Consider the following 26,559-nt stretch of genomic DNA (forward strand, 5'->3'; position numbering starts at 1 on the left):
GTGCTGGAAGGCACAACCCTAGCCATCGGGCACGGGGCGGCGGTAGCGTCGAACGTGAACGGAGTCCGTCCCTGCGGCCGCCTGCGCCTCGAGCGGCTTCCGTGCGGGCGCGAGTCGCCGCGTCCGGTCTTTCGAGAAGGGACATGCCGTGAAGGCTGCACGTTTTTACGCACAAAAAGACATCCGCATCGAGGAAATCCCCGAACCCGAATTGCGCCCCGGGGCAGTGGCCATCGACGTGGCTTGGTGCGGCATCTGCGGCACCGACCTGCACGAGTACCTCGAAGGGCCGATCTTCGTCCCGGCGCCCGGGCACCCGCACCCCCTCTCAGGGGAAGAGGCGCCGGTGACCCTGGGGCACGAGTTCTCCGGCACCATCACGGCCGTCGGTGAGGGCGTCATGGACCTGGCCGTGGGGCAGAACGTCGTGGTCGAGCCGTATTTCACCTGTGGCCAGTGCGCCTCCTGCCAGGCGGGCAACTACCACCTGTGCATCAAAATGGGCTTTATCGGCCTGGCAGGAGGGGGCGGGGGACTGGGCGAGAAGATCGTGGTCGACGCGCGTTGGGTGCACCGGATCGGGGACATCCCGCTGGACGAGGCGGCGCTAATCGAACCCCTCTCGGTGGGGCACCACGCGGTGATGCGCAGCGGCGTGTTGCCGGGGCAGTACGCGCTGGTCGGCGGAGCCGGCCCTATCGGCCTTCTCACCGCGGCGGTGCTCAAGGGCATGGGCGTCACCACCATCGTCAGCGAGCTCTCGGAGGCCCGCAAGAACAAGGCCCGCGAAAGCGGGGTGGCCGACCACGTGCTTGATCCCAGCGCCGAGGACGTCAGGGAACGGGTCATGGAAATCACCCACGGCATCGGGGCGGACGTCGCCTTTGAGTGCGCGGGAGTCAACGCGGTGCTCGACACCCTGCTCGATGCGCTCAAGCCAACCGGAGTCCTGGTGAACGTCTCCATCTGGGGACGGCCCGCCACCGTGGACATGCAGAAGATCGTGCTCAAGGAGATCGACCTGCGCGGCACCATCGCCTATGTGCGCGACCACGCCGAGGTCATCGAGCTGGTGGGCAGCGGAAAGATCGACCTCAAGCCGTTCATCACCGGGCGCATCGCCCTGGAGGACCTGATCGACAAGGGCTTCGACACCTTGATCAACCACAACGAGACGGCGGTGAAGATCATCGTCTCACCCAGCGGCAAGGGGCTCTAACTCGGCTGCGGGTTGTTGCCGTTCCCCGTCTCCGGCAACAGCTCGGAGACGGGGGCAAGCGGCACGACTCCCTCGGCAAACGCTGCCAGCTCCGGATCGAGCGCCACGAGCGCATCTGCCTGCAACAACGTGAGGGCCAGGTATTCCGCGTACCGGATGCTGTCCCCATTTTGTTCGCGGACGATCTTCCATGCGGTGCCCCGTGAAACGCGGTCCCCGAGGAGCCGGATCTTCAGCGCGGTGATGAGCTCGTGGAGCTCCAGGGCCTCGGGTTCGGTGATTTCGCCGTCGCGCACGTCCTGCAACAGGAGGTCCAGGGCGGCGGAACGAATCGAGTTCGGGGCCACCAGCTGATGGCCCGGGTTCGGCCGGTAGCCGTTGTTGGCAAGATGCAATAGCGCCGCCGGGTCGATCACGAAACGTTTCATGCGCCCATGGTAGACCGGAGCGGGCCCGGCTGGCGGCGCCACGAAGTGGGGTTGCGAATCCCGCCGCCTACGGCCGTGGCCGTTCCGGTGTCTCGAGGTCCGGAGCTTCCGGTGCCGGGGGCGCGTCATGTTCGCGCGGCGGCTCGGCCAAGGCCATTACGGCGGTGATGACTGCCGTTCCGATGGCCATGAGAGGGCGCGGGTTTTCCATGCCTCGCCGCAAGAGCGCTTGGTGGATCCTCCCATCGATGACGAAGCCGAGTTTCGTTCCGGCGGCGCTGAGGGTGCCCAGGCCCAGCGCGACCGCGGCACGGAACGTCTTTCCGGGCTTGGTCGCGTGGCCCGGGGCCGTACCGAACCAGCCAAGAAGCCCCGCGGTGGCGGCGGCGCCCGCATATAGGGAACCCCTGGCCGATGGCCGGAGCTTGGCGGGGTCGACCAGCGTCAGAAGGCCGCTGACCGCGCCGGTCACCAGTGCATTGCCCAGCGGGGAACGAAGGAATGAAGTGTTGGTTTCCGTGGGTTCAGCCATGAGACCAGCCTAGCGAAACCGTAACAGTGCACTGGTTTGAACTCGCCCGGCTTCCCAAACCCAAATGCACCCGTGTGGGGCGCCCGGACGGCGGTTGTCACAAACTGCCCGTATTGGCCCCGTATTGGCCCCGTGGTCTGCCCGGGGCTATGGTGAAATTTGCTTACTCGCATCTTCAAGTTACACATGGGGAGTCATATTGTCCGGGGGAACCAATTTGGCCGCGTTGGCTACAGGCCGCATGCCAAGGATCGTGGCGGGAGCCGCAACGGTTTGTTTTATCGCGACTGCCTGCACGCAGACACCGGCGCCACAGGCGGAGGCGGATCGCAACGGCGCCACTGTCGTCAGGGTGATTGACGGCGACACCATCGTGGCCGACCTGTCCGGCGCCGAAACCACCATCCGCCTGCTCAACGTCGATACACCCGAGACCAAGGACCCGAACGAGCCCGTCCAATGTCTCGGCTTGGAAGCGACCGAATACACCAAGTCGCTTTTGGCTCCCGGGGACCGGATAGAACTGGCGTATGACGTCCAGCGCCTCGACCCGTATGGCCGTACGCTGGCCGGTGTCTACAAGGACGGAAGCCTCGTCAATGCCGACATCGCTGCCGCCGGTCTCGGGGTCGCGGTGCTGTTCCAACCCAACGAGCGGTTCTACCCCGAGGTCCTTGCCGCAGAGCAACAGGCCCAGGGAGCCAGCGAGGGTCTTTACAGTACATCGATTGGCTGCACGGTTCCGGCCAGGGCAACCGCCGCAATTGCCGGGCTTGAGGCTGTGAAGGACACCGTGCCGGGCAACGCCGAGGCTGTTGGTTCGGCGCTGGCAGTGGTGGGAGCCGCGATCGTGGCCGGCAAGGCAAAGAGTGCCGCGCTCAGGGGGCTCGACAGCGCCGTCGACGTCGCGGACGCGGCGGTTTGGTCCGCGCGCAAGGCCACCTATGCGCCCAAGCTTTCGGCGGCAATGGACCGGGCCAAGGCGATTGAGAAGAAGCTGGCCAACAAGCAATCCGCGTTGGCGCGGGCAAAGAAGGAAGCGGACGCCAAGGAAAAAGCCATCGCCAAGGCAGCCGCAGAAGCAAAGGCCAAGGCGAAGGCCGAGGCAACGCGTAAGGCCAACGCCGCGGCCGCCCGGCAGGCAGCTGCAAAGCGGGAGGCGGAAGCGAGCAGGAAGGCAGCCGAACGCCGCCGCCAGTCGGTACCGAAGCAGACCTACCGGGCACCGGTCCAAAGGTCGAAGCCCAAGGTCAGCAGCAATCCGTATCCCGGCTACACCGGACCGCGTTGCTACGCGCCCGGTGGCAAGACCTGGAAGCCGTGCTGACCAGCCGCCAAGCCACGTGACTGCCCGCAGTCCACGCCGCCACCTACCGCAGGGTATGTCGTGCAGTGGACCGCGGTCAGACCTGTTTCAATGGGAAAGCCTTGCGGGATCCGGGTCCTGCGCTTGGGAAAAGGCCGCCGGGCATCAAGGCCGTAAACATTTGGCCGATGTTGTACGGTTTTTCGCCCTTGCGACTCCCAATAGTCGCTGCCGAGGCGTAGGTTGGGTCGTGGAAAACCCCGTTGCGTCCACGAAGGAAAACCCCATGAGCACATTTGCCGATCGGCCCCGCACCGCCCTAATGGTGATCGATGTCCAGAACGACGTGGTGGCGAATGCCTACCGGCGCGAGGAAACGCTGGGAAACATCAAGGCGTTGGTGTCCCTGGCACGCGAATCCGGGGCGCCGGTGGTGTGGGTGCAGCACTCCGACGAGGAAATGGAGAAGGGCAGCGACGCCTGGCAGATCGTGCCCGAACTTTCGCCGGCCGCCGGGGAACCGGTGATCCACAAGATCTATGGCGACTCCTTCGAGGCCACCGACCTTGAGGACGTGCTTTCCGCCGCCGGCGTCGGCCGGCTGGTGGTCTCCGGCGCCGAATCCGACGCATGCATACGCTCGACCGTCCACGGCGCCTTCACCCGCGGCTACGACGTGACCCTGGTGTCCGACGCGCACACCACCAGTGACATGACCCAGTGGGGCGCCCCGCCGCCGGAGGTCGCCATCTCCCACATCAACCTCTACTGGCAATTCCAGGGGGCGCCGGAGCGCACCGCGGCAGTCACCAGCACGCAGGAAGTGGATTTCCGCTCCTGACTCTCCCCGGCCGCTGGACCCGAACCGACCGGGCCCCGGGTGACGGGCAGGCCGGGATTCCGCCGGGTTGTTTCTACCGGGCGGGCTGTGCCGCCCACACCGTGCGGCTGCCGCGCATCGACAGATCCGTGCGCGCGAGCACCGAGCGCGGGTCCTTGTCATCCAGTAGCACTTCCAGGGCTTGGAGGTCCGCCGCCGACAGGTCGTCCTTGAGGGAATCGCGCATCCGGAACAGCCACCGATGCGCGGCGCGCGCCACCAGCTGCTGGTCCTGTTCGATCGCGTATCCGAAGGTCCGCTGGTCGACGACCTCCATCCCGGCCTCCCTAATCGGGCCGGCCCAGTCCGGGTGGGCGTTCCACTTGGCGCTGCCCGCCGCCGCGTGGCAGCGTTCCTCCAGGCCCGGGGCGCCGAAGCCCAGGTCCCGGGGCAGGTAGCGGGGGAACGCGTCCATCTCCACGACCACCAGCAGCCCGTCGGCCGACAGCGTGCCGGCGATCCGCTCGTACACGCTGGCCGGCTCGCTCATGTGGTGCATGGAGGATGCGGCCCACACCAGGTCGATGTCCGTCAGTTCCGGCCACGCCGCGTCCAGGTCCACCTGCAGGGTTGAGACCCGCTCCTCCAGCCCAAGCGATTTCACCTGGGTCGACAGGCGCCCGAGCATGAACTCCGACTGGTCCAGGGCAACGACCCCGGCCTCGGGGAACGTGCGCGCCAGCCCGAGCGTACCGGTGCCCGTGCCTGCGCCCAGGTCCAGGATGGTGCTCGGGGCTGGCTGGTATCCGGCGGTCCAGACGAAGATCTCCTGCAGGTGGTCCTTGATCAACCGGGCGTCCAGGTCGAGCATTTCCGCCATGCCCTGTTCGTCCGAATGCTGGTGCTCGTGGTGGTTGCCGTGGTTCCCGCCGTGATGGTGGTGGCCGTGTTCCGGGGAATGCTGTGTCGTCATGGTTCCAGCCTAACCATCGGATGCGCCATTGGCATACACTCTTGCGTATGACGCAAGAAGAACTTTCCATGGACACCGTGATCCGCCAACGCCTCAAGGGCCTTCGGCTGGCCAAGGGCTGGTCGCTGGATTCCCTGGCAGCCCGGTGCTTCCTGAGCCCCTCCACGCTCAGCCGCATCGAGACCGGCCACCGCAGGATCGCGCTTGACCAACTCGTTCCCCTGGCCAAGGCGCTGGGCACCACTCTTGACCAATTGGTCGAGCCGACCAGCGACGAGGACGTGGTGATCCGACCCGAGCCCGAGCACCAGCCCGGACTCACCACCTGGCTGCTCTCGCGCGAGCACTCGGCCAATGGGACCACCGTGGCGAAAATGCGCATCACCCGCGAGCGGGCCATGAAGGACATCGGTCTGAGCGTGCATCCAGGCCGCGAATGGTTCACCGTGCTAACCGGCACGGTCTCCCTGGTGCTGGGGGAGCGCACCATTCTGGTCTCCGAGGGGCAGGCCGCCGAATTCTCGACCATGGTCCCGCACCGCATCGGGGCACACGAGGGCCCGGTGGAGATCCTGACGATCTTCGACCACGGCGGGGAACGGGCCCACATGCACCACGACCACGCGGCGGATTAACGCATGCCGGGGACGGCGGCCGCGGTACCTCACGGCCTCGCGGGATACTCCCCACGGGCAGCTCAGCCGCTGCTACACCATCAGTTCCATCTCGCAAGACGCGGCTGGAGATTACGGTCAAGGCCCTGCTCGGGGGACCCGCCTCTACCTGGCTGCACGACGCGCTGGCCCCCGGCACAGTGACCCTCGCCCACGGTCCGCTGGGCGGCTTCGCCCCGCTGGTGTCCATTACCCGGGCGCTGCTGGATGCCGGCGCCCGGGTAAAGTCGGCGCACCATCGACTGCGCGGCGGACGAGTTCATCCTCGACGCCGTGCTGGCCGCGGGGGCTCCCGTGCCTTCCTCGTGCACGCCGGGGATGCGCGGCGCCTGCAAGTTCTCCCTGCTCGGGGGCACGGGGGAGATGAACCACGCGGGAGGGATCAGGCCCAGGGAGATCGCCGCGGGCAAGGTCCTGATCTGCTGCTCCACGCCGACCGGCGACCTGGTGATCGACGCCTAGCCGGCTCCGCAGGTTCCCGTGTTATTTGGCTTCGTCGCCGGTGATGCCGAAGAGCTCGGGGCTATCGGCCATGGTGCGACCGAGCTTCCACTGGTTCCTGAAGAGTCCCACGGGATTCCCATTCGACCGGTAGACGACCTCGACGGCGGCGGCCTTGGCGGTCTGTACCGGATCCGGGCCGTAGAGGTCCCTGGCCATTTCGTAGGGCAGTGCCTCTTCGATGACGGCCGGAGCGTTGAACTCGCGCTTCAACCGATCCAGGGCCACATCGAACTGCAGGACCCCGACTGCCGCGAAGATCGGCGACTGGCTCGTCCCGGAGCTGCGGTAGAGAACCTGGATGGTGCCTTCTTCTTCGAGGTGGGAGATTCCACGGGCGAAAGCCTTGGCTCGACCGGCATCCAGGCTGCGCACCATGCGGAAGTGTTCGGCGTTGAAGTGCGGCAGTCGCGGAAAGGAAACAGCCTCGCCGGCATGCACCGTATCGCCGATCCGCAAACCGCTGACATTGCTGAAGCCCACGACGTCACCGGGCCACGATTCATCCGCTGAATCGCGGTCCCTGCCGCTCATGTGGTGGGTGTACTTGGAGGAAACGGGCTTTGCCGTTGAATCGTTCCGTAGTGCCATGCCCCGCCGGAAGGTCCCGGAGCACACCCGGACAAAGGCAAGCTTGTCGTGGTGGTTGGGGTTCATGCCCGACTGCATCTTGAAGACGAACCCGGAGAAATCCGAATCCAATGCACGTAAGTTGCCGGACGAATCCGCCCGCGCACCCGGCGCGGGCGCGCGCTCCACCAGGAAATCCAAGAGCGGGGCGACCCCGAAGTTGGACGCCGCGGCAGCGAAGAGGACCGGCGTGGTCCGACCGGCCAAGAAATCGTCCCCGTCGAAGCCGCCATTGAGGGCGACGGCCATGTCGCAGTCTTCGCGGGCGGCCTCCCAGGCGTCCCCGGCGTCCAGGGCGGCCTCTTCGGGGCTCAGTTCGTCGGCCTGCGCGAGTTTTGCGCCGGCACCAACGCGACCCAGGCGCGTGTAGGTTCCACTTTCAGGGTTGTATAGGCCGCGGAAGTCGCCCGCGATGCCCACGGGCCAGTTCAAGGGCACCGGCAGCCGGCCGGTGGCATCCTGGACCTCATCCAGCAGTTGCAGCGTCTCCTGTCCGGGACGGTCCCATTTGTTGAAAACGGTGACCACGGGCAGACCAAGTTCCTTGCAGACGGCAAAGAGCTTCAGGGTCTGCGTTTCCATTCCCCGTGCGGAATCGACAAGCATGATGGCGCAGTCCACGGCCGTCAGCACCCGGTAGGTGTCCTCGGAGAAGTCGGCGTGCCCCGGGGTGTCGAGGAGGTTGAAAATGACATTGCCGTGCTCGAACCGCAGCGCGGTGGAACTGATGGAGATGCCGCGTTCGCGTTCCATGACACCCCAGTCGGACATGCTTGCCGCGCGTCCCTGCTTGCCGTGCGTCACACCCGCCTCCGTGATGACCCGCGCATGCAGGGCCAAGGCCTCGGTCAATGTCGACTTGCCGGCGTCGGGGTGCGCAATGATGGCAAAGGTCCGGCGTCTGCGGGCCTCGTGAAACACGTCATTGCCGTCGGTGTTGGGTGGGGAGTCGAAATCAGTGAAAGTGCTGGGAACCATCCCTAGAATCTACACTCGCGCGAGGGCTGCGCTAAGCCGAGCGGCTTCGCCGTGGACTGTCCGGGTCCGAACCTGTCCCGTGAACAGGCCTCCCGGCACCCTTCCGACCAGTGGCTCGCGCGGTGCCAGGGGTTCCGGGCTACTGCTTCATCTCGTAGTTGAAGGTGGCCCCGGTCTCTCCCACAATGCACCTGCCGGCGTGTCCGGGGTACGGCAGTTCGCATGACCCGTGGCCCCTGATCTCGACGGAGCCGGCGCTCGGACGGGCGTCCGCCAACTTCTTCACGAACGACTCGGCCTCCGCGCAACTCATGCCCGAGTCCGCCAGGTTGTAGGTATAGAGCGCGCCCACGCATGGGCGGTCGGCATCCGCGTCGGCCCGCGGCGTGCCGGAGGCCGCCTTCTCGGTCCGTTCCAGGGAGATCATCATCGCCTTGATCTGTCCGTACTCAGTGGTCTTGGCATGGGCCCGCAGCCGTTCCATGCCCTTCACGGAGGCCGGGACCCCATCGAGCTGCTCGTTTTTAGAGATGTTCCGACGGAAGTTGCCGTAATTGCCGTCGTAGGTAAACAAGGAATCCAGGTGGGAAAGATTGGTGGGCCCAGCGAGGTCGATACAGTTCAGGTTGATGGAGGCGGTATCCCCGGTCGTGCCCAGGGCGTCGAAGGAGTAGAAGCTGGAGGGCTCGATGTTGGGTGTTGCCCGGTCAAGCTGCGTGTACCTTTGGCCCTTGTTTACAAAGGTCAGACTGGTTTGACCCAGGCCGCTGGTCATGATCGCCGCCATGTCCTCGCCTCGGCCGTTCTGGATCCGCAGGCTGGTGGCCGAACCCGTGTCTTCCTGCCACGGCTCCAGCTTCTGTTCCGTCAAGGTCCAGTCGGCCGGGGCGGTCAACTCGAAGTGGCCCTTCGCGATGCTGTGCGTCTTCAGCTGTGGCGCCTCGTCCGCGCAAGCAGGGTTGATTGCTGCGGTACCGGATGTGCTGCCCCCCGCCAGAGCCAGCGCCGAGAGGGCTGCCATCGCAACGAAAGCCAATGTCGTGGGCTGCGGAATCCGGACGGACATGCTGTTCCAGTCTTCTTGACGTGAATGGCCAAACAATTATTGAGCCACCAAATTGAATAATATCGAGCATGCGGTGTGCGGAGGTGTGGGAAAGCTCTCCGGGATTACCTCCGAAAAAATATCCGACCATCCGACGTGCCGGCGGTGGGTGCTCGACGAGCGACACTGACGTCCGCCATCGGGGACTTGGTTCACCCGGCCATGATGAAAAGCTCCCTCGATCACGTGGTCAAGCGAACGGCCTAGTCAATGAGGCCACGCTTTATGGAATCGTGCAGGAGGTCTTCCGCGAGGCGAACCGAAGGATCGTTCGTTAGCGCTTGTATCCTACGTAGGAAGTGTCGACACGACTGCTCACTGCGTCCCTGGAAGACTGCCCAGCAGTGTATGCCGGAGTGCGGGATGGGACACGTCCGAAACGATTTGGGACCGAGGGGGCAGAGACAGGCCTTGCTTGCCAAATCGTGAAATATGCTCGCAATGCAAAGCTGAAAAGGAGAATCCAGGTGGCGGAAACTCCACTGGTCAAACACGCGATGGTTGAATCAATCAAGATTTACAGGCGAACCGCAGGAGCTGCCATATTGGGTGGGGCCATCTTGCTCACATCTGCCTGCAGTGCACTTCCAGGCGAAAGCTCTACTCCAACACCAGAGGTCACAGCTTCGCCGCCGGCAAGCCCGGCGGCCTCCCCTGCTGCAAGCAAGCCGTCCTCGATCCCAGCAACTCTTCAACGTGGAGGCGTGGAATTCACGGGGAGGATTCTCTCAAATTCAAAGGGGTCATATCCGGAAGTCACCCTTAACGAGAGCAGTCCACTGATGAAGTGGAGCGAGTCCAAGAACAATGCTGAAAAAGGAATCACGGCGGGGTGGACGAAGCAGGACGTAGAAGAGGCTCAACAGTTCGCTTCCAGGTTCATGCTAACCAAGATCATTGACGGTCCAGCAAATGGTGACCCTTCTTACGCTAACCGGTGGGTCAAGGAGAACAAGGATCTGCTGCACCCTCAATTTCGCGATGATATGGTCGCCTCCGCCACAGCTAATGGCGACGATTCTCTTCTCGTGAAAGAGTCGTGGCATTCAGAAGAAGGGGGCAATTATGGATACGTTTACGACGACAGCACACCAAGAATAAAAGCCCTTGATATCAGCATCGATAGCAGTTCGAATGTCAGCGATAGAGGAATGTACTTCAACTACAGCGGAAGCTATGTGATGAACACTGCCTCTGACAACGGTGCCTCGGAACAATATACGGATGTGCAGAATATCGGCATCTCTGTCATCAAAGAAGGTGGCGAATTTTATATCGCGGGCGTTTTCCACGCGACGAATACAGATGCAATTCCTAGTAGATAGGTCTTCAAATTTGTTTCCTCATTGTAGAGATTGGGCCATGAAAAACTGGACGGCCAAAAGGCCGCGCTGAAGCTGATGGATGAGCAGCGCGAGATATTGACGCGTTGGGCGCGGCGAGCGAAGTTCTCGCAGGAGCTTGCCATGTGTTCTAGGCTCGTGCCTGCTGAGCGGCCCGGAGATGCTGATCAACGTGGCGGCCGCGGCACGGCGCGGGGTCGAGACACACACTGTGGCCAGGCAGTGTCGTCGCTTTTTGGAGCGCCGGCTCGATGGGCGGGTTGAGGAGCCGCGCCCCGGGCGCCCGGCCCCCCATTGCCGTGGAGCGGATCGAGGGCGTGGTCCTGGCAATGCTGGAGAGCGCGACGAAGAATGCCAAGCACAACGCTGAGATCCGGCCCCTTCGTCGTCGCGAACGCCCAGCGGGCAGGGATCCGCATCGTCAAGGCATCCGGGTCCGATCGAAGATCGTTGCCAGGGGTCACCGACGTGCGATGCCCACAGGACACGCACATCCACCGGCCACCCCAGGTAATCCCTGTACTCCGTGTCGGTGCCGAACCCCGCCGGCAGCTCGTCCACCGAGCCCGGATAGCCACGCCCGACTGCCACAGTCCTGCCCTGCCTGCCTGTTGCAAGACAAGTCCACTCCGGTTAATATGGGGCACCCCAAGGCAAAGGAGAGCCCCGTGGGCAAGGTGGTCATGTACGGCTCGGTGTCGGTGGACGGCTTCGTCGCGGACGGGAACGACCAGCCCGGACCGCTGTTCGACTGGTTGTCCGGCGGCGATGTCCCGCTGGACGAGGGCGGCGTGTTGAAGGTGTCGCAGGCGTCCTACGACTACACCCGTGCGTACTGGGACCAGATTGGGGCGACAATCGTCGGCCGCCACGTCTTTGACATGACCGATGGCTGGGACGGGAAGCCTCCGGGCGGGGTAGCCCACGTGGTTGTCGTGACGCACCGCCCTAGACCTGCGGGCTGGGACCCCGAGGCCCCGTTTCACTTTGTCGACGGCGTCGAGGCGGCCGTGGCCAAGGCCCAGGAGCTCGCGGGTGAGCGCATCGTCGAGGTCTCCGTTGGCGATGTCGGAGGGCAGGTGCTTACCGCGGGCCTGGTCGACGAGGTGCGCATGGATCTCGTACCCGTCGTGTTCGGGTCAGGCAAGCGCTTCTTCGGGTCGGTCCACGCACAGCACCTGCTGGGGGATCCCGACGTGGTGATCCAGGGCAACCGGGTGCTGCACCTGCGCTACGTGGTGCGTCGTTGAGCGATCCGATACGCGCAGCAGCCCACCGCGAACGCCGGCACCAGATCGGGCCCCCGGCCGCGTTTTGACACCGCCGCACCGGGACAGAGGCGACGGCCAACACCCGGCCAGTGGTTGCACCCCCGCGGTGAAGAGCCCGATGGTGGGGAAAAGCCCCATGCCGTTAATCGGCGGGTTTCGCTACCTGCAGCGGCGTCGACGCCAGGGCCCCGTGGCGCCGCCAGAGGAAGAATCCGAGCACGACGATGGCACCTGAGAGGAGCAGGCCCGTTGCCGGCACCTGCACAAAGAGCGGGACGAACGAGACCAGTGCCCCCGCAAGGAGAAGCCCCGCGGCGAGCAGCGGATAGACGCCGGCACGGAGTGTCGCGATGGCGAAGAGAACCCAGCCGACGGCGGCGATCAGGAAGGAGAGTGCGAATCCCGTGAATCCCAGCTCTCCGGTTGCCAATTCAGGGGCCTGGGCCGCCAAGTCGGGGACCACGAAGAACTCGAACCAGATCGCCCCCACCGTCAGCGCGGTCCCGACGAAGGCGAGCAGGAATCCGGCAAAGCCAAGACGTCCCGCGGCCCGGGACTGACTGGCGTACAGCCCGGTCAACCCGAGCAGCAGCAACACGGTGCCGAGCAGGTAGAAGCCAAACACGATTCTTTGTGAAGCGCTGCCGGCCGCGTCGGCGCCCTCCAGGTCGACCACCAGGCTCATCACATCCCCGATGGCGGAAAGAATCCCCGCCGCGATCGCGGCCAAGCCGGCCAACCGGAGCAGCTTGTCAGATGACATGGAACGGTTACCTCTCGACGACATTGTCGGATTCCGAACCGTACGCTGGAAGCCCCCGGCTGCCACCGTCCGTTGCGCCGACCATACAGTTCCAGCCCATTGGCTGGCAAGATCTCGCGACGAACCATTAAAAGCCGCCGCAGGGGATTGATACGTTGGACCACTTGAGAACCTCTGCGAGCCGCCACGGGATCCGATGGGGGCAACGGGGCAGGGTTCACGGAATCGGCCGGGAGGCATGCCGCCGGGCAGGGTTCGAGGGCCCGCTGGTGTCGGTGGCGCGCAAAACGCCTAGGGGTCGTACATGGGACCGGGTGTTTCGTCGGTTTCCAGCGGCTTGAGTTCCTCATCCCCAAGGTAGAGGTTGGTGCCGGTGCGGTCCTTGAGGGTGATCGTGGCGACCAGCGAAACCGCGACCAGCAGGAACAGGTAGGTCGACACCGCGACCGTGGTGTTGAACGAGCCGACAAGGGCGGTGGCGATGGTGGGGGCAAAGGCGCCGCCGAGCACCGCGCCCAGGGCGTAGCTGATGGAGGAGCCGCTGAGCCGGATGCGGGCCGGGAACAGCTCGGCGTAGAGCGCCGGCAGCGGTCCGTAGGACAGGCCCATCACCGCGCCGAAGACGATCAGTGCCAGGGCGACCATGGCGATCTCTCCGGTGTCGATGAGCAGGAAGAGCGGGTATAGCCAGACGAGCATGGCGACCCAGCCGATGATGTACATCTTGCGCCGGCCGATGCGATCCGAGGCCACCCCGGAGACCCAGGTGGAGACCAGCCACGCGACCGAGCCGATGGTGATGATGTTCAGGATGGTGCCGGCGTCCAGTCCCAGGCGCTTGGTGGCGTAGCCGAGAATGAAGCCGCCGGTGAGCATATAGCCGGCGGCGTTGTTGCCCATGAAGACCAGCGTCGCCTGGACGACCTTGCCCGGGTGGTGGCGGAAGAGGGTGGCCAGTGGCGCGGTCTCGGTCTGCTTCGTGGCCTCCATCTGGTGGAAGACCGGGGACTCCTCGACCCGGGTGCGGATGTAGTGCCCGATCAGGATCAGCACGAAGCTCAACAGGAAGGGCACCCGCCAGCCCCAGGCCAGGAACTGCTCCTCGGTCAGAGCCGCGGCGAAGATGGCCGTGACCCCGGCGGCCAGCAGCATACCGGCCGGAACGCCCAGCTGCGGGAAGGCCCCGAACTTGCCGCGGCTCTCTGCCGGGGCATGCTCGACGGCCATCAGCGCCGCACCGCCCCACTCGCCGCCGGCGGAGAATCCCTGGACGATGCGCAGGAACACCAGCAGAATCGGCGCCCACACCCCGATGGTGGCGTAGGTGGGCAGCACGCCGATCAGGGTGGTGCCGGCACCCATCAGGATCAGGGTGATGATCAGCACGACCCGGCGCCCGTAGCGGTCCCCGATCCTGCCCATGACCACCGCGCCGAAGGGGCGGAAGAGGAAGCTGATTCCCACGGTGGCGAACGAGACGATCGAGGCCACCGTGCCCTCCAGCTGCGAGAAGAACAGCGGGGCCAGGACCAGGGCGGCGGCGTTGGCGTAGATGAAGTAGTCGTACCACTCGACCGTGGTGCCGATCATGGTGGCCCCTGCCACCCGGCGCTGTTCGGGGGTCATCCGTTGGGAGGCCGTCGGTGTGGTGCCCATGAGCATTCCTTTGTCCGGGGATGAGGGTCCCGGGCCTGGTGGGCCAAGGTGCCACTCGCCTGATGCTCACATTGTAGGACTTCCCCCACCCGGGGGCGAGGGTTGTGGATGACCGGGAATAGCGCCCGTGAAATGGGGTTCCCCGCACCTGCCATCGGCCCCCGGCGACCTCAGGCCGAGGCCCTCCGGTTGCGCCGGCGCCGGCGCAGGACCAGGTACATCCCCAGGGCCACGCAGAGCAGGTAGATCCCGGCGACGGCCGTCCACCCCAGCGCGAAGCCGCCGGGGGACCCGACCAGGGTTCCCATGACCAACGGGCCGACGGTGAATCCGCCGAACTGCCCGGCGGTGACCATCCCGGTGGCCATGCCCATCGAGGAGGACGGGACGCTGCGCACCACCGCGGCCATCAGAACCACCGAGACCCCGAGTGCCGAGGCCCCGTGCAGGGCCACCGCGAGCCAAAGCAGCAACGCCGAGCCGGTGGCCCCGGCGGCCAGGAACACCCCGGCACCGGCGAGCGCCAGTAGGGCAAGCAGCAGCAAGAGCGGCGGGGCGGCGGTGCCCCGGGACATCATCCGTCCCCAGCCCACGCGTGCAGCCACGCCGATGGCGCCGGCTGCTGCTGCCGCAACCCCGCCGAGAACCAGGGAGAAGTCGAGTTCGCGCACCGCATAAAGGGAGAGGTAGACGTTGGTGGCCTGCACGCCCATGCCGTTGATGAAGCCGAATGCGGCCAGCGCCCAAATGAGGAACCTGATGCTGGTCGGCGGCGGTGCAGGGGCCCCGGCGGGTGTCGGCCCCACGGGCACCGGGACCTTGGGCAGCAGCGGCACGGCATGGAGCACGCGCAGCGCGACGACGCCCAGCAGCACCGCTGCCACTGCGCCCACGCCGCTGGCCCCGTGCCAGCCGATCCACGCAGCCAGGGCGGGGAAGCCGAGGCTGGCCACGAGCTGGCTGACCTGCACTCCGGATTGCTTGATGCCGATCCAGCCGATGCGCCGGTCCTCGGGAACGCGTTCGGCCAGGATCCGGTTGGTGACCCCGTTGGGGAACGACTGGGCCAGGCCGGCAACTCCGGAGGCCACCAGCAGCAGCACATAGCCACCGGGGATGGCGGCGAGCAACAGGGCGAGCGTCGCCAGGGCAAAGACCAGCGCCAGCAGGCGCGAATCGGGCTGCCGGTCGGTGAAGCGACCGAAGGCTGCATTGCCGATGGCCCCGGCCCCGAAGCAGACAGTGGCGAGCAGGCCGAATTGCGCCTCGCTGATTGCCAGTTCGCTGATGACCAGTTCGCTGACGGCGCTCAGCCCATAGGTCAGCAGCGGGCCGATGCCGACAGCCACCAGCAGGATGGCCAGCAGGGAAAATCCGGGGTGCCCGGCAGGTGCCTTCATGCAGGCTCTCCGCTCACGTCAGGTTGGATTCCGGGGGGATCCCGGGCAGGGCTCCAGTGTTTCACATCGCTGACCCGGGACCGGAACCAGGTGACGGCCCCCTTGAATGCCTGGGGGCACAGTGCCACACCCGTTGTCATATGGCGCCGCCGACAGGGTCATCATCACCTGACCCAGCATAAAAAGGCGGTGGACACGGTCCAGGAAATCATGAACGTGCTGCTGCTGCTGCTGCTGCTGCGCGGGAACATCGGGTGCCGGGGGGGCGGCCATTTCCTATCCCAGTGCCCGCGGCTGCGCTGCCACCTATTTCCCGGAGGCCAACGTGCTCATTCCCCTGTCCGCGACGGCCTTGGGGTCCAACACCCCGGTGTCCTAGGCCACCATCGTCCGCCTTGAACCGGTGCCGGCGCCCGGCTTCGGGTAGCGCCGGCGCCCCGACCTAGGAATCCGCCGGGGCGCCGGAATCGGGCACCGGCTCCCCGGGTCCCTGGTCCAGGCGGAACGGGGGATAGGCGTCGGTCAGCAGTGAGGTGTAGGCCACTGTGCGTTGGATCCAGCGGTTCAGCCCCAGCAGCAGGTCGAAGAGCCCCTGCCGGTACGAACCGGTCAGCAGCAGGACCATCCCGGCGATGAGGACCAACACCCCGAGCGCCGAGATGCCGGTATCCTCCGTGTCCCAGGAACCGCCGGAGAGCGCCGCGATGACCAAAAGGTGCGGCAGGGCGAGCAACCAGGACTTCACCAGCACCCGCCACCGCGACAACCGGGCCGGATAACTGACATCGAAGCTGGCCGGATAGGGGCCGCGCGCCAGGGTGAACGGCGGGTAGCTGTCGGTGCCCAGCACCCCGTAGGCGTAGAACGACACCCGCCATTGCCAGCGCAGCACCCCGACGGAGAACTGGAACCACGAGGCCGGATACCGCCCGGTCACCAGGATCACCAGTCCCGCGGCGATGGTGACCACCAGGAAGGCAACCCACAGCAGGGCCAGCACCACCACGTGCGGGATGGCCAGGATCCACTTCACCAGCCACTTCCAGCGCGAAAGCCCCGGGTCCAGGTGCCCGGAGAGGTGCACCGGCGTCGCCGGGACCGGCCCAGGCAGGCCGCTCGCCCGCGGGGCGCCGACCGCGATGCCGCGGCCCAGCCCCGCGGCGCCGACGAGGATGGCCGCGATGCCCAGGGCGATCCCGGCGGCAATCAGCAGTGCGGACTGGTCAAGGTCGCGGAACTCCTTGACGGCAAGGGCTCCGAGGGATGGGGGAATCAGCAGCGCCCCGATCAGCAGCAGGGCCAGATGGATTCCCGGCATGTGTCCGACGGGCGGTGTCTGAAGTGGGGGTGCTGGTGGGTTGGTCATGGCGTTCGGCTTTCGTGAAGTGAAGTGGGGGGAGAGTTAGGGCCTGGAATTCGCGGCGGTGCAGGCTAGATGATGATGGCGATCTTGCCGCGGGCCTTGCCCGCCACCAGGTGCTCCATGGCCTCGGGCACCTGCGCCAGCGGGAAGGACTTGTCGAGGTGGGGGCGCACGGCACCGGATTCGATGAATCCGGCCAGCTCCTCCAGGTCGGTGGCGCGCTGGGTGGAGGCGAGCATGGCCAGGCGCTGGCCGATGAAGGGCGAAAGCGCGATGGCCCGGAACTGCCTGCCCATGCCCAGCCACCTGCCGGCGCCCTCTCCGCCGACAATGATGGCAGTGCCCTTGGGTGCCAGTGCCTTGCGCAACCTGCCCAGGGTCGGGTTTCCGGCGATGTCCACGATCAGGTCGTAGTGCCCGGTTCTCTCGGCAAAGTCCTCGCGGCTGCGGTCGATGGCGTGGTCGGCGCCCAACGTGCGCAGCAGGTCCTGCTTGGTCGGCCCGGCGACGCCGGTGACCTCGGCGCCCAGCGCCTTGGCCAGTTGCACCGCATAACTTCCGACCCCGCCCGAGGCTCCGATGACCAGGACCCGCTGGCCGGCGGCAATGCGTCCCAGGCGAAGTGCCTGGAGTGCGGTGGCTGCCGACACCGGGATAACCGCTGCCTGGGCGAAGTCGAGGCTTGCGGGCTTGGCGGCCAGCCTGTCCTCCCTGGCCACCGCGTACTCGGCGAAGGTGCCCTGCCCGAATCCGTGGACCGCGTCGCCCACCGAAAAGCCGGTGACAGCGGATCCCGTCCCCACGACCGTTCCGGCCAGGTCGAGACCGGGAACGGGATTCCGGGGACCGCGGAACCCGAAGGCCAGGCGCATGAGAAGCGGCGTGCCGGTCATGACGTGCCAGGTGCCCCGGTCCAGACCGGCGGCGTGCACCCGCACGAGCACCTCGTTTTCCTTTGGCACCGGAACCGGGAGCCGGGCTTCGTGAAGCACCTCGGCATTTCCGTAGCGCTCCTGGGCCATGGCGCGCATCGATGCCTGGGGCCGATGGGTGGCTTCTGGATCGAGTCCTCGTACTGGCTCTCGTTCGGCGCCGTTCATGGCGTTTCCTTTCCGGATGCAAGGTCTCGCGAATCGTTACCTTACTTAGTACGAGAGCCTAACTTACATAGTACGAAAATACGATAGGATCGGGCCATGAAGTCAGAGGAAAAAAAGAAGGCGGCTCCGGCGCGCTTTCCGCTGAGCCGGGAGCGGGTGCTCGAGTGCGCCGTTTCCATCGCCGACCGGGACGGCATCGGGGCGCTGACCATGCGGTCGCTGGCGGCGGCGCTGGAGGTGAAACCCATGTCGCTCTACTACTACGTCGCCAACAAGGGGGAGATCCTGGACGCCATCATCGACATGGTGTTCGCGGAAATCAATGTCCCGTCCAGCACCGGGAGTTGGAGCGATGAAATGCGCTTGCGTGCCGCTTCGGTGCGCACCGCACTGTCCCGGCATCCCTGGGCCATTGGGCTGTTGGAGTCACGCACGGCCCCCGGCCCGGCCACCCTGCGCCACCACGATGCGACCCTGGGTGTGCTTCGCGGCGCCGGTTTCTCGGTGCAGTCCGCGGCACATGCCTACGCACTGCTGGACAGCTACACCTATGGCTTTGCCATGCAGGAGGCCGCGTTGCCCTTCACCGGGCCCGACACCGCCGCCAGCGTCACCGATCCCATCGTGCAGATGTTTGCCACCGGGGAGTACCCGCACCTGATGGAAATCGCCACCGAACACGTGCTGCAGCCAGGATATGACTTCGGCGACGAATTTGGGATCGGGCTGGAATTGATCCTGGAGTCCTTGCAGCGCTGGATCCCGGATTCCCGGGCGGGGTCCTAGCCCCCCTTAGTCGCGGGTCGAACCCGTCAGCCGGGCCACCAGGTCTTTCACACGCGCGTGGATGTCGTCGCGCACCAATTCCATGCGTTCGCGTCCCTCGATGCCGCGCAGGCTCGGCTCGTCGGTTTCCCAGGTTTCCACCAGGACCCCGTCAACCACGGGAACCTTGGCTTCGGCACCCAGGACCACGACCAGGCCCGCCTTGCGCATGTTTTCCTCGGTCAGGGCCTTGGGTCGCTCGGCGGCGATGTCAATGCCTAGGTCAAGCAGCACTTCCGCGGCGAGCCCGTTGACGGCGCTTCCCGGCTTGGTGCCGGCGGAGGTCACGACAACCGCGCTTCCCGCCTCGAGCTTCATGAGACCGGCGGCCATCTGCGACTTGCCGCCGTTCTTGACGCAGACAAACAGGACTGCCGGTTTCCTCGTGGCGCCTGCGTTCGAATCCATGGTCAGTCCTTCGGGGCAAGTGTCGCGGCCAGGGAGTCCAATGCCCCGGGAACCAGTGAATAGTACGCCCATACCCCGCGCTTCTCGCGGTTCAGCAACCCTGCCTCCACCATGATCTTCAGGTGGTGGGAGACGGTGGGCTGGCCCAGTCCCAGTGGTTCGGACAGGTCGCACACGCAGGTCTCCGCCTCCGGGGACGAGGAAACGATCGAAAGGATGCGCAACCGGTTGGGGTCGGCGAGGGCCTTGAACCGTGACGCGAGGGCTTCGGCCTCGGTGGCGGCCAAGGTGTCCTGTCCATGGGCGGGAACGCAACACGGAGCTTCCGCACCGCCGGCGGGGACCACGGCGATTTCCTCGCGGGTTTGCAGGGCAACCGGTGTGGGCATGTGCCTGCCTCGCTTTCTCTCCAGCTCCCGCATGGGAGATTGACAATTGTCGATATATGAAAGGATACTCGATACATCGACGTTCGTCGATGCCTAGTTTAATGGAGAGAAATTGCCGTGACACCTACCGCCGCACCCGCCGACACGGGGCACATCACCGCCAAGCTGTCCACCCTGGATCGCTACCTCGCCCTGTGGATCCTCGCGGCCATGGCCCTCGGGCTCGGGCTCGGGCGGCTCATCCCGTCGTTGGGACGGGCGTTGGATTCCATCCAGGTTGCCGGGGTCTCCCTGCCGATCGCCCTGGGCCTGCTGGTGATGATGTATCCGGTGCTGGCCAAGGTCCGGTACGACGAGACCCACCGGGTCATCGGCGACAAGAAGCTCATGGTCACCTCGCTGGTCATCAACTGGCTTCTCGCCCCGGCCTTCATGTTCGCGCTGGCCTGGATCTTCCTGGCAGACCTCCCCGAATACCGCACCGGGCTGATCATCGTCGGGCTGGCCCGCTGCATCGCCATGGTGCTGATCTGGAACGACCTGGCGTGCGGTGACCGCGAGGCCGCCGCCGTGCTGGTCGCCATCAACTCGGTCTTCCAGGTCTTCGCCTTCGGCGCCCTGGGCTGGTTCTACCTGCAGCTGCTCCCGTCCTGGCTGGGCCTGCCCACCACCAGCGCCGAGTTCTCCGTCTGGTCCATCACGCTCTCGGTCCTGGTCTTCCTCGGCATCCCGCTGGTGGCAGGCTTCCTGACCCGCACCCTGGGGGAGAAGGCCAAGGGCCGCACCTGGTACGAGGGAACGTTCCTGCCCAAGATCGGTCCCTGGGCGCTCTACGGGCTGCTGTTCACCATCGTGATCCTCTTCGCCCTGCAGGGCGACACCATCATCGCCAAGCCGCTGGACGTCGCCCGCATCGCACTGCCGCTGGTCTTCTACTTCACGATCGTCTTCGGCGCCTCGATGCTCATCGGACGCTTGTTGGACATGGGCTACGAACGCACCACCACCCTGGCCTTCACCGCCGCGGGCAACAACTTCGAACTGGCCATCGCCGTGGCCATTGCCACCTTCGGCGTCACCAGCGGCCAGGCCCTGGCAGGAGTCGTCGGACCGCTCATCGAGGTGCCGCTGCTGGTGGCCCTGGTCTACGTCGCCCTCTGGTCCCGCAAGTTCTTCCCAAACTTCAACCCCGCAAAGGCACAAGCATGAACACCACCGCCACCAAGCCCTCAGTCCTGTTCGTCTGCGTCCACAATGCCGGACGCTCGCAGATGGCCGCGGCCTTCCTGTCCAACCTCTCCGCCGGGCAGATCGAGGTGCGCTCGGCCGGCTCGCAGCCGGCCGACTCGGTGAACCCTGCCGCGGTGGCCGCCATGAACGAGGTGGGCATCGACATGTCGGCCGAGGTTCCCAAGATCCTGACGACCGAGGCCGTGAAGGAATCGGACGTGGTCATCACCATGGGCTGCGGGGACACCTGCCCCATCTTCCCCGGCAAGCGCTACGAGGACTGGGAGCTGGAGGACCCGGCCGGCCAGGGCGTCGAGGCGGTCCGTCCGATCCGCGACGACATCCGCGCACGCATCGAGGCACTCATTTCCGAGCTGCTTCCCGCGACCTCCTAGCAACAACACGCCCCCCTGAAGGAGAAGGCCATGAACGAGAGCTACCCGGTGATTGTCATCGGTGCCGGACCCATCGGGCTGGCCGCCGCGGCGCACCTGCTCGAGCGCAAGCAAGGGGTGCGGGTGCTCGAGGCCGGGCGCGGCCCCGGCGCGGCGATCCGGAACTGGGGACACATCAGGCTCTTCTCCACCTGGCGCTGGAACATCGATGCCGCGTCCCGCCGGCTGCTTCAGTCCCCGGCCGGGGATTACGCCGGGGACTGGCAGGCACCGCGCGAAACCCGGCTCCCCTATGGTGCGGAACTGGTCGAGGAATACCTCCGGCCGCTGGCCGCCCATCCCGCCCTGGCGCCAAAGATCAGCTACGGGCACCGCGTCACCGCCGTCACCCGCATCCAGGCCGACGGCCGCGGCATCGACAAGACCAGCACCCACGGTCGGGACGATGCCCTTTTCCTGGTGCGCACCGCCACCGCACGGGGAATCGAAGACATCCTGGCCCGGGCCGTCATCGACGCCTCGGGAACCTGGGGAACCCCGAATCCGGTGGGGCGCTCCGGCATCGAGGCCATCGGCGAGGCCGAGGCCCGGGCGACAGGCTTCGTCACCTCCCCGCTGCCCGACCCGCTGGGAACGGGCCGTGAACACTTTGCCGGCAAGAGGATCCTGGTGCTGGGCGCAGGACACTCCGCTGCCAACACCCTGATCAGCCTGGGGCGCTTGCGCCAGCGGCACCCCGACACCCGCATCCTGTGGGGACTGCGCGGGGTAGCCAACCCGATCCGCCTCTACGGCGGCGGGTCCGCGGACGAGCTGCCTGCCCGCGGGCAACTGGGCGCCTCCCTGCGCCGCTTTGTCGAAAACGGCGACATCACCATCCTCGAGAACGTTTCCGTCGCCTCGCTTGAACGCGCCGAAGCGCTTCAAGTCGGACTCACCGACGGGCGCCGGCTGGAAGTGGACCTGGTGGTTCCGTCCACCGGTTTCCGGCCCGACCTTTCCATGCTCTCCGAGCTTCGCCTGGACCTTGACGGGATCGTGGAAGCCCCGCGCGAGCTCGGCCCGCTCATTGATCCCCAGTTCCACAGCTGCGGCACCGTTTCCGCCCACGGTGAGCGCATCTTGGCCCACCCCGAGAAGAACTTCTACATCGCCGGCATGAAGAGCTACGGCCGCGCCCCGACTTTCCTCATGGCCACCGGCTACGAGCAGGTCCGCTCGATCGCCGCGGCCCTGGCCGGGGACCGGGACGCCGCCGACGATGTTGAACTCCAGTTGCCGGAAACCGGCGTCTGCTCCACCGACCTTGGCGGTTCATGCGACGATCCTACGCCCGAGGCCGAATCCTGCTGCGGCCCGCAACCGGTGTCCATCGGATTCGCCACCGGGACCCTGCACGGCCATGCCGAGCTGGCAGGCCCCGCGGCCACCCAGTAGTGGCCAATGCCGGATCAGTGGATGCCCCTACGGTGTCCTGCATGACGCGATCCCAGGTGCAAATGACGTTGCCAGGGGGGCCATCGCGCTTAACGCAACTCACGGCCGGCCAATTCGGGTGGCGGGCACCGTCCACGTTATGGTCGACTAGGTTTTGTTCAAGTAGTCGTTATCCAGGAGGACACCTTGCCGCACCAGGCGAAGAACCCGATGCCCGCTGTGCCCGTACTTCACACCCTGCCGAAGCGGCGGATCGCGGCCGTGCTTGGCCTGGGCATGGTGCTCACCGGCTGCGGTGCCGACTACCCCCTGGGCGAGGCGCAACGCCAGGCGGCAGAGAACAACACCTCCAACCTCTCCGGTACCGTCACCGGCGGCGGATCCAGTGCCCAGAACTCCGCCATGAACGCCTGGATTGGCGGATTCGCCACGATGCACCCCAAGGTGCAGGTGCAATACGCTTCCGTGGGTTCCGGCGCGGGACGCGCGGGACTGCTGGCCGGCGCCACCAATTTCGCCGGCTCCGACGCCTACCTCAAGGAATCGGAAGTCGCCCGCTCCCAGGAGACCTGCGGACCGGAGGGGGCCATCAACATCCCCACCTACATCTCGCCGATTTCCGTGGCCTTCAACCTGCCTGGGGTCAAGGAACTGAACTTCGATGCGGCAACCATTGCCAAGATCTTCGGTGGCAAGATCACCTCGTGGCAGGACCCCGCCATCAAGGCGCTGAATCCGGGTGTCGCCATCCCCGATGTCCCATTGACCGCTGTCGCCCGCTCGGACGACTCGGGCACCACCGAGAACTTCACCGACTACCTGCATGCCGCCGCGCCCGAAAACTGGGAGCACGACCCTTCGGGCTCCTGGCCCGGTGGGCTGGGGAGCGAGCAGGCCCAGGGAAACTCCGGGGTCGTCACCACGGTGGCCCGCACCGAGGGAGCGGTGACCTACGCCGATGATTCGCTCGTTGACAAAACGCTCGGCAAGGGAAAGCTGCAGGTGGGCGATTCCTTCGTAGCGGTCAGCGGCGAGTCGGCGGCCATCGCCGTCACCGCCTCGCACCGGGTCCCCGGTCGCGGTGCCAACGACATTGCCCTGGAACTTGACCGCAGCACCACCAAGGCAGGCGCCTACCCGTTGGTTCTGGTCTCCTATTTCATCGTGTGCAGCGGCTACACCGATCCGAACACGGTGGAACTGGTGAAGGCCTTCGGTCACTATGTTGTCAGCGACGAGGGACAGAAGGTCGCGGCCGACTCGGCCAAGAGCGCCCCGATGCCCAAGGAACTTGCCGAAGATGCCGCAAAGGCGATCGATTCGATCACGCAGCGTCCCTAGCGTCCCGCATCGGCAGGAAAAACGGGAGCGGTCCACCCCCCGGGGGGATGGACCGCTCCCGTCGCGTATGCGGCGGTGAACGAACTAGGCGCTGGTGGCGTCCTGCACCTCGCCGACCAGTTCCTCGATGATGTCCTCCAGGAAGAGCACCCCGGTGGTCGTGCCCTCGGCGTCAAACACGCGGGCCACGTGGGACCCGGTGCGGCGCATGGCAGCCAGCGCGTCCTCCAGCTCGCTCGCGCCATAGGTCGAGGCCAGGGCCCGGATCCGCTTGGCCGGGACCGCGGCGGCGAAGGCCTCCGGCGTGGTGAGGTCCATGACATCCTTCAGGTGAAGGTAGCCCGTGGGTTCGCCCTCCGGGTTCACCAGGATGTAGCGGGAATAGCCGTGCTCGGCCACGGTGGACTGGATGTCGGCCGGGGAGGAACCCTGCGGCAGGAACACCATTTCGCCGACCGGCACCTCGACGTCGGAAACCTTCTTGGCGGTGAATTCGAAGGCCTTGCCCAGCGTGCCGCTGGCATCGCTGAGCACCCCGTCGCGGGTCGACTGTGCGACGATGCCCGCCACCTCGTCCAGGGTGAAGGCGCTGGTGGCTTCGTCCTTGGGTTCGACGCGGAAGAGCCGCAGCACGGCGTTTGCGATCCCGTTCAGTGTCCAGATCACCGGCTTGAAGATCCGGGCCACCACCACCAACGGCGGCGCCAGCAGCAGGGCCGCGCGCGTGGGCACCGAGAAGGAGATGTTCTTCGGAACCATTTCACCGATGACCACGTGCAGGAAGGTGACCAGCAGCAGCGCCGCGATGAAGGCGATGATGCCGATCGCCTCCGCCGAGAGCGTGGTCAGGCCCAGTGGGATTTCCAGCAGGTGGTGGATTGCCGGCTCGGAAACGTTCAGGATGACCAGCGAACACACGGTGATGCCCAGCTGGCTGGTGGCCAGCATCAGCGTCGCGTGCTCCATGGCCCACAGCGTGGTCTTGGCCGCCTTGGAACCGGCCTCGGCCTTGGGCTCGATCTGCGAGCGCCGGGCGGAGATGACGGCGAATTCGGCGCCCACGAAGAACGCATTGATGACCAGCAGCACGACGAGCCAGATGATTCCGGGTAGGTACTCGCTCATCGGGTCTGCTCCTGGGTCGAATCGTCGGCATTGCGGTCCTGGGATGGCAGGTCGGGGGTGAACTTCAGGCGCTGGACATGCGTGCCCACGACGCGCTCGACCCGCAGCGTTCCGCCGTCCAGGGACACCTCGTCCCCGGGCTCCGGGATCCTGTCCAGCTCATCTGCGACGAACCCTGCCACGGTGTCGTATTCCTCGCCGTCGGGCACCGAGATCCCGGTGCGGTCCAACAACTCGTCGGGGCGCAGCGATGCATCGAAGGTGATTGAGCGTCCGGTCATCAGCACCCCGACGCGGGCGCGGTCGTGCTCGTCCTCGAGCTCGCCGACCAGTTCCTCCACGAGGTCCTCGAGGGTGACGATGCCGGCGGTACCGCCGTGCTCGTCCGAGACAATGGCAACCTGCAGGCCGTGGGTGCGCAGGCGCCCCAGCAGCGAGTCGACGCCCATGGACTCGGGCACCATCAGCGGCGCGACCATCAGCTCGGTGGCGGCCACGGTTCCGCGGGCCTGAAGCGGGATCGCGAATGCCTGCTTGAGGTGGACAACGCCCAGGATCTCGTCGCGGTCCCGCCCGATCACGGGGAAGCGGGAGAACCCGGTGACCGTCGCGGTCTTGACGATGTCCTGCGCGCTGGCATCGGCATCGACAGCCATCATGCGCACGCGCGGGGTCATCACGTCGGCGGCCGTGTGGTCGGAGAAGCGCAGCGTGCGGTGCAGCAGCGTCGCGTGGTCGGGCTCGAGCATGCCCTCCAGTGCGGAGCGGCGGACCAGGGAGCTGAGTTCCTCGGCGCTGCGTGCACCGGAGAGCTCTTCCTTGGGCTCGATGCCGAAGGAGCGGATGATGGCGTTGGCAGTGTTGTTGAACATCAGGATCACCGGTTTGAACACCGCGGTGAAGACTGCCTGGAAGGGCACCACCACCTTGGCGGTGGCCAGCGGCAGGGCGAGGGCGAAATTCTTGGGCACCAGTTCGCCGATCACCATGGAGAACACGGTGGCGATGAAGACGCCCACCACCGCGCCGATTCCAGGGACAAATGACTCCGGAATGCCGGCTCCCAACAGCGGTCCGCGCAGCAGCGAGCTGATCGCCGGCTCGAAGGTGTAGCCGGTCAGCAGGGTGGTGAGGGTGATTCCCAACTGTGCGCTGGAGAGGTGGGTCGAAGTGATCTTCAGGGCATTGATGGTGGTGCCCAGGCGCTTTTCGCCGCGCTCGGCGCGGGCTTCGAGTTCGTGGCGGTCAAGGTTGACCAACGCGAATTCGGAGGCAACGAACAATCCGGTGCCAACGGTGAGGACAAGACCGATGCCGATCATGATCCACTCATACATTGGGGCGCCC

The 26,559-nt window shown here is 66.0% G+C and carries 26 protein-coding genes; 12 read left to right on the forward strand and 14 right to left on the reverse strand.

All coding sequences use genetic code 11. The annotated features are described in order from the left end of the window. The first annotated feature begins 148 nt into the window (after positions 1-148). A complete protein-coding gene (locus ACIPUB_RS12965) occupies positions 149-1,219 on the forward strand; it encodes a 2,3-butanediol dehydrogenase (RefSeq protein ID WP_407607750.1) in 1,071 nt (356 codons plus the stop codon). Here ACIPUB_RS12965 and ACIPUB_RS12970 read toward each other — a convergent pair. Continuing rightward, a complete protein-coding gene (locus ACIPUB_RS12970; protein WP_407607751.1) occupies positions 1,216-1,647 on the reverse strand; it encodes a hypothetical protein in 432 nt (143 codons plus the stop codon). The genes ACIPUB_RS12965 and ACIPUB_RS12970 overlap by 4 nt on opposite strands. A gap of 67 nt (positions 1,648-1,714) precedes the next feature. Next, positions 1,715-2,179 (reverse strand): hypothetical protein, encoded by a 465-nt coding sequence (locus tag ACIPUB_RS12975; protein WP_407607752.1) that lies wholly within the window; start codon positions 2,177-2,179, stop codon positions 1,715-1,717. A 241-nt stretch (positions 2,180-2,420) separates the two neighbouring features. On the opposite strand from ACIPUB_RS12975, the gene ACIPUB_RS12980 reads away from it, so the two are divergent. Beyond that, a complete protein-coding gene (locus ACIPUB_RS12980; protein ID WP_407607753.1) occupies positions 2,421-3,506 on the forward strand; it encodes a thermonuclease family protein in 1,086 nt (361 codons plus the stop codon). A 265-nt stretch (positions 3,507-3,771) separates the two neighbouring features. Next, entirely contained in the window at positions 3,772-4,326 is a 555-nt protein-coding gene (locus tag ACIPUB_RS12985; RefSeq protein WP_407607754.1) for a cysteine hydrolase family protein, read from the forward strand. A gap of 73 nt (positions 4,327-4,399) precedes the next feature. Here ACIPUB_RS12985 and ACIPUB_RS12990 read toward each other — a convergent pair whose 3' ends face one another. Beyond that, the gene (locus tag ACIPUB_RS12990; RefSeq protein ID WP_407607755.1) at positions 4,400-5,278 is read right to left on the reverse strand and encodes a methyltransferase domain-containing protein; all 879 of its coding nucleotides are present in this window, start codon (positions 5,276-5,278) and stop codon (positions 4,400-4,402) included. 47 nt (positions 5,279-5,325) lie between these two features. On the opposite strand from ACIPUB_RS12990, the gene ACIPUB_RS12995 reads away from it, so the two are divergent. Both ACIPUB_RS12995 and ACIPUB_RS13000 read left to right on the forward strand, forming a co-directional pair. Beyond that, on the forward strand, positions 5,326-5,913 hold the full coding sequence (locus ACIPUB_RS12995; protein WP_407607756.1) for a helix-turn-helix domain-containing protein: 588 nt from the start codon (positions 5,326-5,328) through the stop codon (positions 5,911-5,913). Positions 5,914-6,189: 276 nt separating this feature from the next. Beyond that, positions 6,190-6,414: a 2Fe-2S iron-sulfur cluster-binding protein gene (locus tag ACIPUB_RS13000; protein ID WP_407607797.1), complete on the forward strand. Its 225-nt coding sequence runs from the start codon at positions 6,190-6,192 to the stop codon at positions 6,412-6,414. Positions 6,415-6,435: 21 nt separating this feature from the next. On the opposite strand, the gene ACIPUB_RS13005 is transcribed toward ACIPUB_RS13000, so the two are convergent. Then, positions 6,436-8,061 (reverse strand): peptide chain release factor 3, encoded by a 1,626-nt coding sequence (locus ACIPUB_RS13005; RefSeq protein WP_407607757.1) that lies wholly within the window; start codon positions 8,059-8,061, stop codon positions 6,436-6,438. 139 nt (positions 8,062-8,200) lie between these two features. Next, positions 8,201-9,127, reverse strand: coding sequence for a hypothetical protein (locus tag ACIPUB_RS13010; RefSeq protein ID WP_407607758.1), 927 nt, complete (start codon positions 9,125-9,127; stop codon positions 8,201-8,203). 506 nt (positions 9,128-9,633) lie between these two features. Between ACIPUB_RS13010 and ACIPUB_RS13015 the strand changes: the two genes are divergently transcribed. Beyond that, positions 9,634-10,491 carry a hypothetical protein gene (locus ACIPUB_RS13015; RefSeq protein WP_407607759.1) on the forward strand — a complete coding sequence of 286 codons (858 nt, stop codon included), beginning with the start codon at positions 9,634-9,636 and terminating at the stop codon, positions 10,489-10,491. Between the two features lie 686 nt (positions 10,492-11,177). Further along, the gene (locus tag ACIPUB_RS13020; RefSeq protein WP_407607760.1) at positions 11,178-11,759 is read left to right on the forward strand and encodes a dihydrofolate reductase family protein; all 582 of its coding nucleotides are present in this window, start codon (positions 11,178-11,180) and stop codon (positions 11,757-11,759) included. 163 nt (positions 11,760-11,922) lie between these two features. Here ACIPUB_RS13020 and ACIPUB_RS13025 read toward each other — a convergent pair whose 3' ends face one another. From ACIPUB_RS13025 to ACIPUB_RS13045, 5 genes are all read right to left on the reverse strand, one after another. Next, positions 11,923-12,543: a hypothetical protein gene (locus ACIPUB_RS13025; protein ID WP_407607761.1), complete on the reverse strand. Its 621-nt coding sequence runs from the start codon at positions 12,541-12,543 to the stop codon at positions 11,923-11,925. A 291-nt stretch (positions 12,544-12,834) separates the two neighbouring features. Then, on the reverse strand, positions 12,835-14,199 hold the full coding sequence (locus ACIPUB_RS13030) for an MFS transporter (protein WP_407607762.1): 1,365 nt from the start codon (positions 14,197-14,199) through the stop codon (positions 12,835-12,837). 170 nt (positions 14,200-14,369) lie between these two features. Then, the gene (locus ACIPUB_RS13035) at positions 14,370-15,599 is read right to left on the reverse strand and encodes an MFS transporter (protein WP_407607763.1); all 1,230 of its coding nucleotides are present in this window, start codon (positions 15,597-15,599) and stop codon (positions 14,370-14,372) included. Positions 15,600-16,041: 442 nt separating this feature from the next. Next, positions 16,042-16,917: a DUF4389 domain-containing protein gene (locus ACIPUB_RS13040; protein WP_407607764.1), complete on the reverse strand. Its 876-nt coding sequence runs from the start codon at positions 16,915-16,917 to the stop codon at positions 16,042-16,044. Positions 16,918-17,030: 113 nt separating this feature from the next. After that, positions 17,031-18,062, reverse strand: coding sequence for an NAD(P)-dependent alcohol dehydrogenase (locus ACIPUB_RS13045; RefSeq protein WP_407607765.1), 1,032 nt, complete (start codon positions 18,060-18,062; stop codon positions 17,031-17,033). A 96-nt stretch (positions 18,063-18,158) separates the two neighbouring features. Here ACIPUB_RS13045 and ACIPUB_RS13050 point away from each other — a divergent pair, with 96 nt between their 5' ends. Continuing rightward, on the forward strand, positions 18,159-18,848 hold the full coding sequence (locus tag ACIPUB_RS13050) for a TetR/AcrR family transcriptional regulator (RefSeq protein ID WP_407607766.1): 690 nt from the start codon (positions 18,159-18,161) through the stop codon (positions 18,846-18,848). Between the two features lie 6 nt (positions 18,849-18,854). Here the strand turns inward: ACIPUB_RS13050 and ACIPUB_RS13055 are convergent, their stop codons facing one another. Beyond that, the gene (locus ACIPUB_RS13055) at positions 18,855-19,295 is read right to left on the reverse strand and encodes a low molecular weight phosphatase family protein (protein ID WP_407607767.1); all 441 of its coding nucleotides are present in this window, start codon (positions 19,293-19,295) and stop codon (positions 18,855-18,857) included. A 2-nt stretch (positions 19,296-19,297) separates the two neighbouring features. After that, a complete protein-coding gene (locus ACIPUB_RS13060) occupies positions 19,298-19,684 on the reverse strand; it encodes an ArsR/SmtB family transcription factor (RefSeq protein ID WP_407607768.1) in 387 nt (128 codons plus the stop codon). Positions 19,685-19,801: 117 nt separating this feature from the next. On the opposite strand from ACIPUB_RS13060, the gene arsB reads away from it, so the two are divergent. The 4 genes from arsB (at position 19,802) to pstS (ending at position 24,087) form a co-directional block, all read left to right on the forward strand. Next, positions 19,802-20,893: an ACR3 family arsenite efflux transporter gene (arsB, locus tag ACIPUB_RS13065; RefSeq protein WP_407607769.1), complete on the forward strand. Its 1,092-nt coding sequence runs from the start codon at positions 19,802-19,804 to the stop codon at positions 20,891-20,893. Then, positions 20,890-21,309 carry an arsenate reductase ArsC gene (locus ACIPUB_RS13070; RefSeq protein ID WP_407607770.1) on the forward strand — a complete coding sequence of 140 codons (420 nt, stop codon included), beginning with the start codon at positions 20,890-20,892 and terminating at the stop codon, positions 21,307-21,309. Before arsB ends, ACIPUB_RS13070 begins: the two co-directional genes overlap by 4 nt. Positions 21,310-21,339: 30 nt before the next feature. Next, a complete protein-coding gene (locus tag ACIPUB_RS13075; RefSeq protein ID WP_407607771.1) occupies positions 21,340-22,746 on the forward strand; it encodes an FAD-dependent oxidoreductase in 1,407 nt (468 codons plus the stop codon). Positions 22,747-22,932: 186 nt separating this feature from the next. After that, a complete protein-coding gene (gene pstS, locus ACIPUB_RS13080; RefSeq protein WP_407607772.1) occupies positions 22,933-24,087 on the forward strand; it encodes a phosphate ABC transporter substrate-binding protein PstS in 1,155 nt (384 codons plus the stop codon). Positions 24,088-24,171: 84 nt separating this feature from the next. Here pstS and ACIPUB_RS13085 read toward each other — a convergent pair whose 3' ends face one another. Together ACIPUB_RS13085 and ACIPUB_RS13090 are read right to left on the reverse strand one after the other, a co-directional pair. Beyond that, positions 24,172-25,212: a hemolysin family protein gene (locus ACIPUB_RS13085; protein WP_407607773.1), complete on the reverse strand. Its 1,041-nt coding sequence runs from the start codon at positions 25,210-25,212 to the stop codon at positions 24,172-24,174. Beyond that, a complete protein-coding gene (locus ACIPUB_RS13090; RefSeq protein WP_407607774.1) occupies positions 25,209-26,549 on the reverse strand; it encodes a hemolysin family protein in 1,341 nt (446 codons plus the stop codon). Before ACIPUB_RS13090 ends, ACIPUB_RS13085 begins: the two co-directional genes overlap by 4 nt. Between the last annotated feature and the right edge of the window lie 10 nt (positions 26,550-26,559).

Source organism: Paeniglutamicibacter sp. ORCA_105 (genome assembly GCF_045798545.1).
In the GTDB taxonomy this organism is placed as follows: Bacteria; Actinomycetota; Actinomycetes; order Actinomycetales; family Micrococcaceae; genus Paeniglutamicibacter; species Paeniglutamicibacter sulfureus.

Excerpts from the sequence above, each read along its gene's own strand:
- ACIPUB_RS13090 (WP_407607774.1), bottom strand. The coding sequence starts at position 26,549 with ATGTATGAGTGGATCATGATCGGCATCGGTCTTGTCCTCACCGTTGGC.
- ACIPUB_RS12990 (WP_407607755.1), bottom strand. The coding sequence starts at position 5,278 with ATGACGACACAGCATTCCCCGGAACACGGCCACCACCATCACGGCGGG.
- ACIPUB_RS12995 (WP_407607756.1), top strand. The coding sequence starts at position 5,326 with ATGACGCAAGAAGAACTTTCCATGGACACCGTGATCCGCCAACGCCTC.
- ACIPUB_RS13005 (WP_407607757.1), bottom strand. The coding sequence starts at position 8,061 with ATGGTTCCCAGCACTTTCACTGATTTCGACTCCCCACCCAACACCGAC.
- ACIPUB_RS13045 (WP_407607765.1), bottom strand. The coding sequence starts at position 18,062 with ATGAACGGCGCCGAACGAGAGCCAGTACGAGGACTCGATCCAGAAGCC.
- ACIPUB_RS13030 (WP_407607762.1), bottom strand. The coding sequence starts at position 14,199 with ATGGGCACCACACCGACGGCCTCCCAACGGATGACCCCCGAACAGCGC.
- ACIPUB_RS13060 (WP_407607768.1), bottom strand. The coding sequence starts at position 19,684 with ATGCCCACACCGGTTGCCCTGCAAACCCGCGAGGAAATCGCCGTGGTC.
- ACIPUB_RS13085 (WP_407607773.1), bottom strand. The coding sequence starts at position 25,212 with ATGAGCGAGTACCTACCCGGAATCATCTGGCTCGTCGTGCTGCTGGTC.
- ACIPUB_RS12970 (WP_407607751.1), bottom strand. The coding sequence starts at position 1,647 with ATGAAACGTTTCGTGATCGACCCGGCGGCGCTATTGCATCTTGCCAAC.
- ACIPUB_RS12980 (WP_407607753.1), top strand. The coding sequence starts at position 2,421 with ATGCCAAGGATCGTGGCGGGAGCCGCAACGGTTTGTTTTATCGCGACT.
- ACIPUB_RS13055 (WP_407607767.1), bottom strand. The coding sequence starts at position 19,295 with ATGGATTCGAACGCAGGCGCCACGAGGAAACCGGCAGTCCTGTTTGTC.
- ACIPUB_RS12975 (WP_407607752.1), bottom strand. The coding sequence starts at position 2,179 with ATGGCTGAACCCACGGAAACCAACACTTCATTCCTTCGTTCCCCGCTG.
- ACIPUB_RS13050 (WP_407607766.1), top strand. The coding sequence starts at position 18,159 with ATGAAGTCAGAGGAAAAAAAGAAGGCGGCTCCGGCGCGCTTTCCGCTG.
- ACIPUB_RS13040 (WP_407607764.1), bottom strand. The coding sequence starts at position 16,917 with ATGCCGGGAATCCATCTGGCCCTGCTGCTGATCGGGGCGCTGCTGATT.
- ACIPUB_RS13010 (WP_407607758.1), bottom strand. The coding sequence starts at position 9,127 with ATGTCCGTCCGGATTCCGCAGCCCACGACATTGGCTTTCGTTGCGATG.
- ACIPUB_RS13075 (WP_407607771.1), top strand. The coding sequence starts at position 21,340 with ATGAACGAGAGCTACCCGGTGATTGTCATCGGTGCCGGACCCATCGGG.
- ACIPUB_RS13025 (WP_407607761.1), bottom strand. The coding sequence starts at position 12,543 with ATGTCATCTGACAAGCTGCTCCGGTTGGCCGGCTTGGCCGCGATCGCG.
- ACIPUB_RS12985 (WP_407607754.1), top strand. The coding sequence starts at position 3,772 with ATGAGCACATTTGCCGATCGGCCCCGCACCGCCCTAATGGTGATCGAT.
- ACIPUB_RS13070 (WP_407607770.1), top strand. The coding sequence starts at position 20,890 with ATGAACACCACCGCCACCAAGCCCTCAGTCCTGTTCGTCTGCGTCCAC.
- ACIPUB_RS13035 (WP_407607763.1), bottom strand. The coding sequence starts at position 15,599 with ATGAAGGCACCTGCCGGGCACCCCGGATTTTCCCTGCTGGCCATCCTG.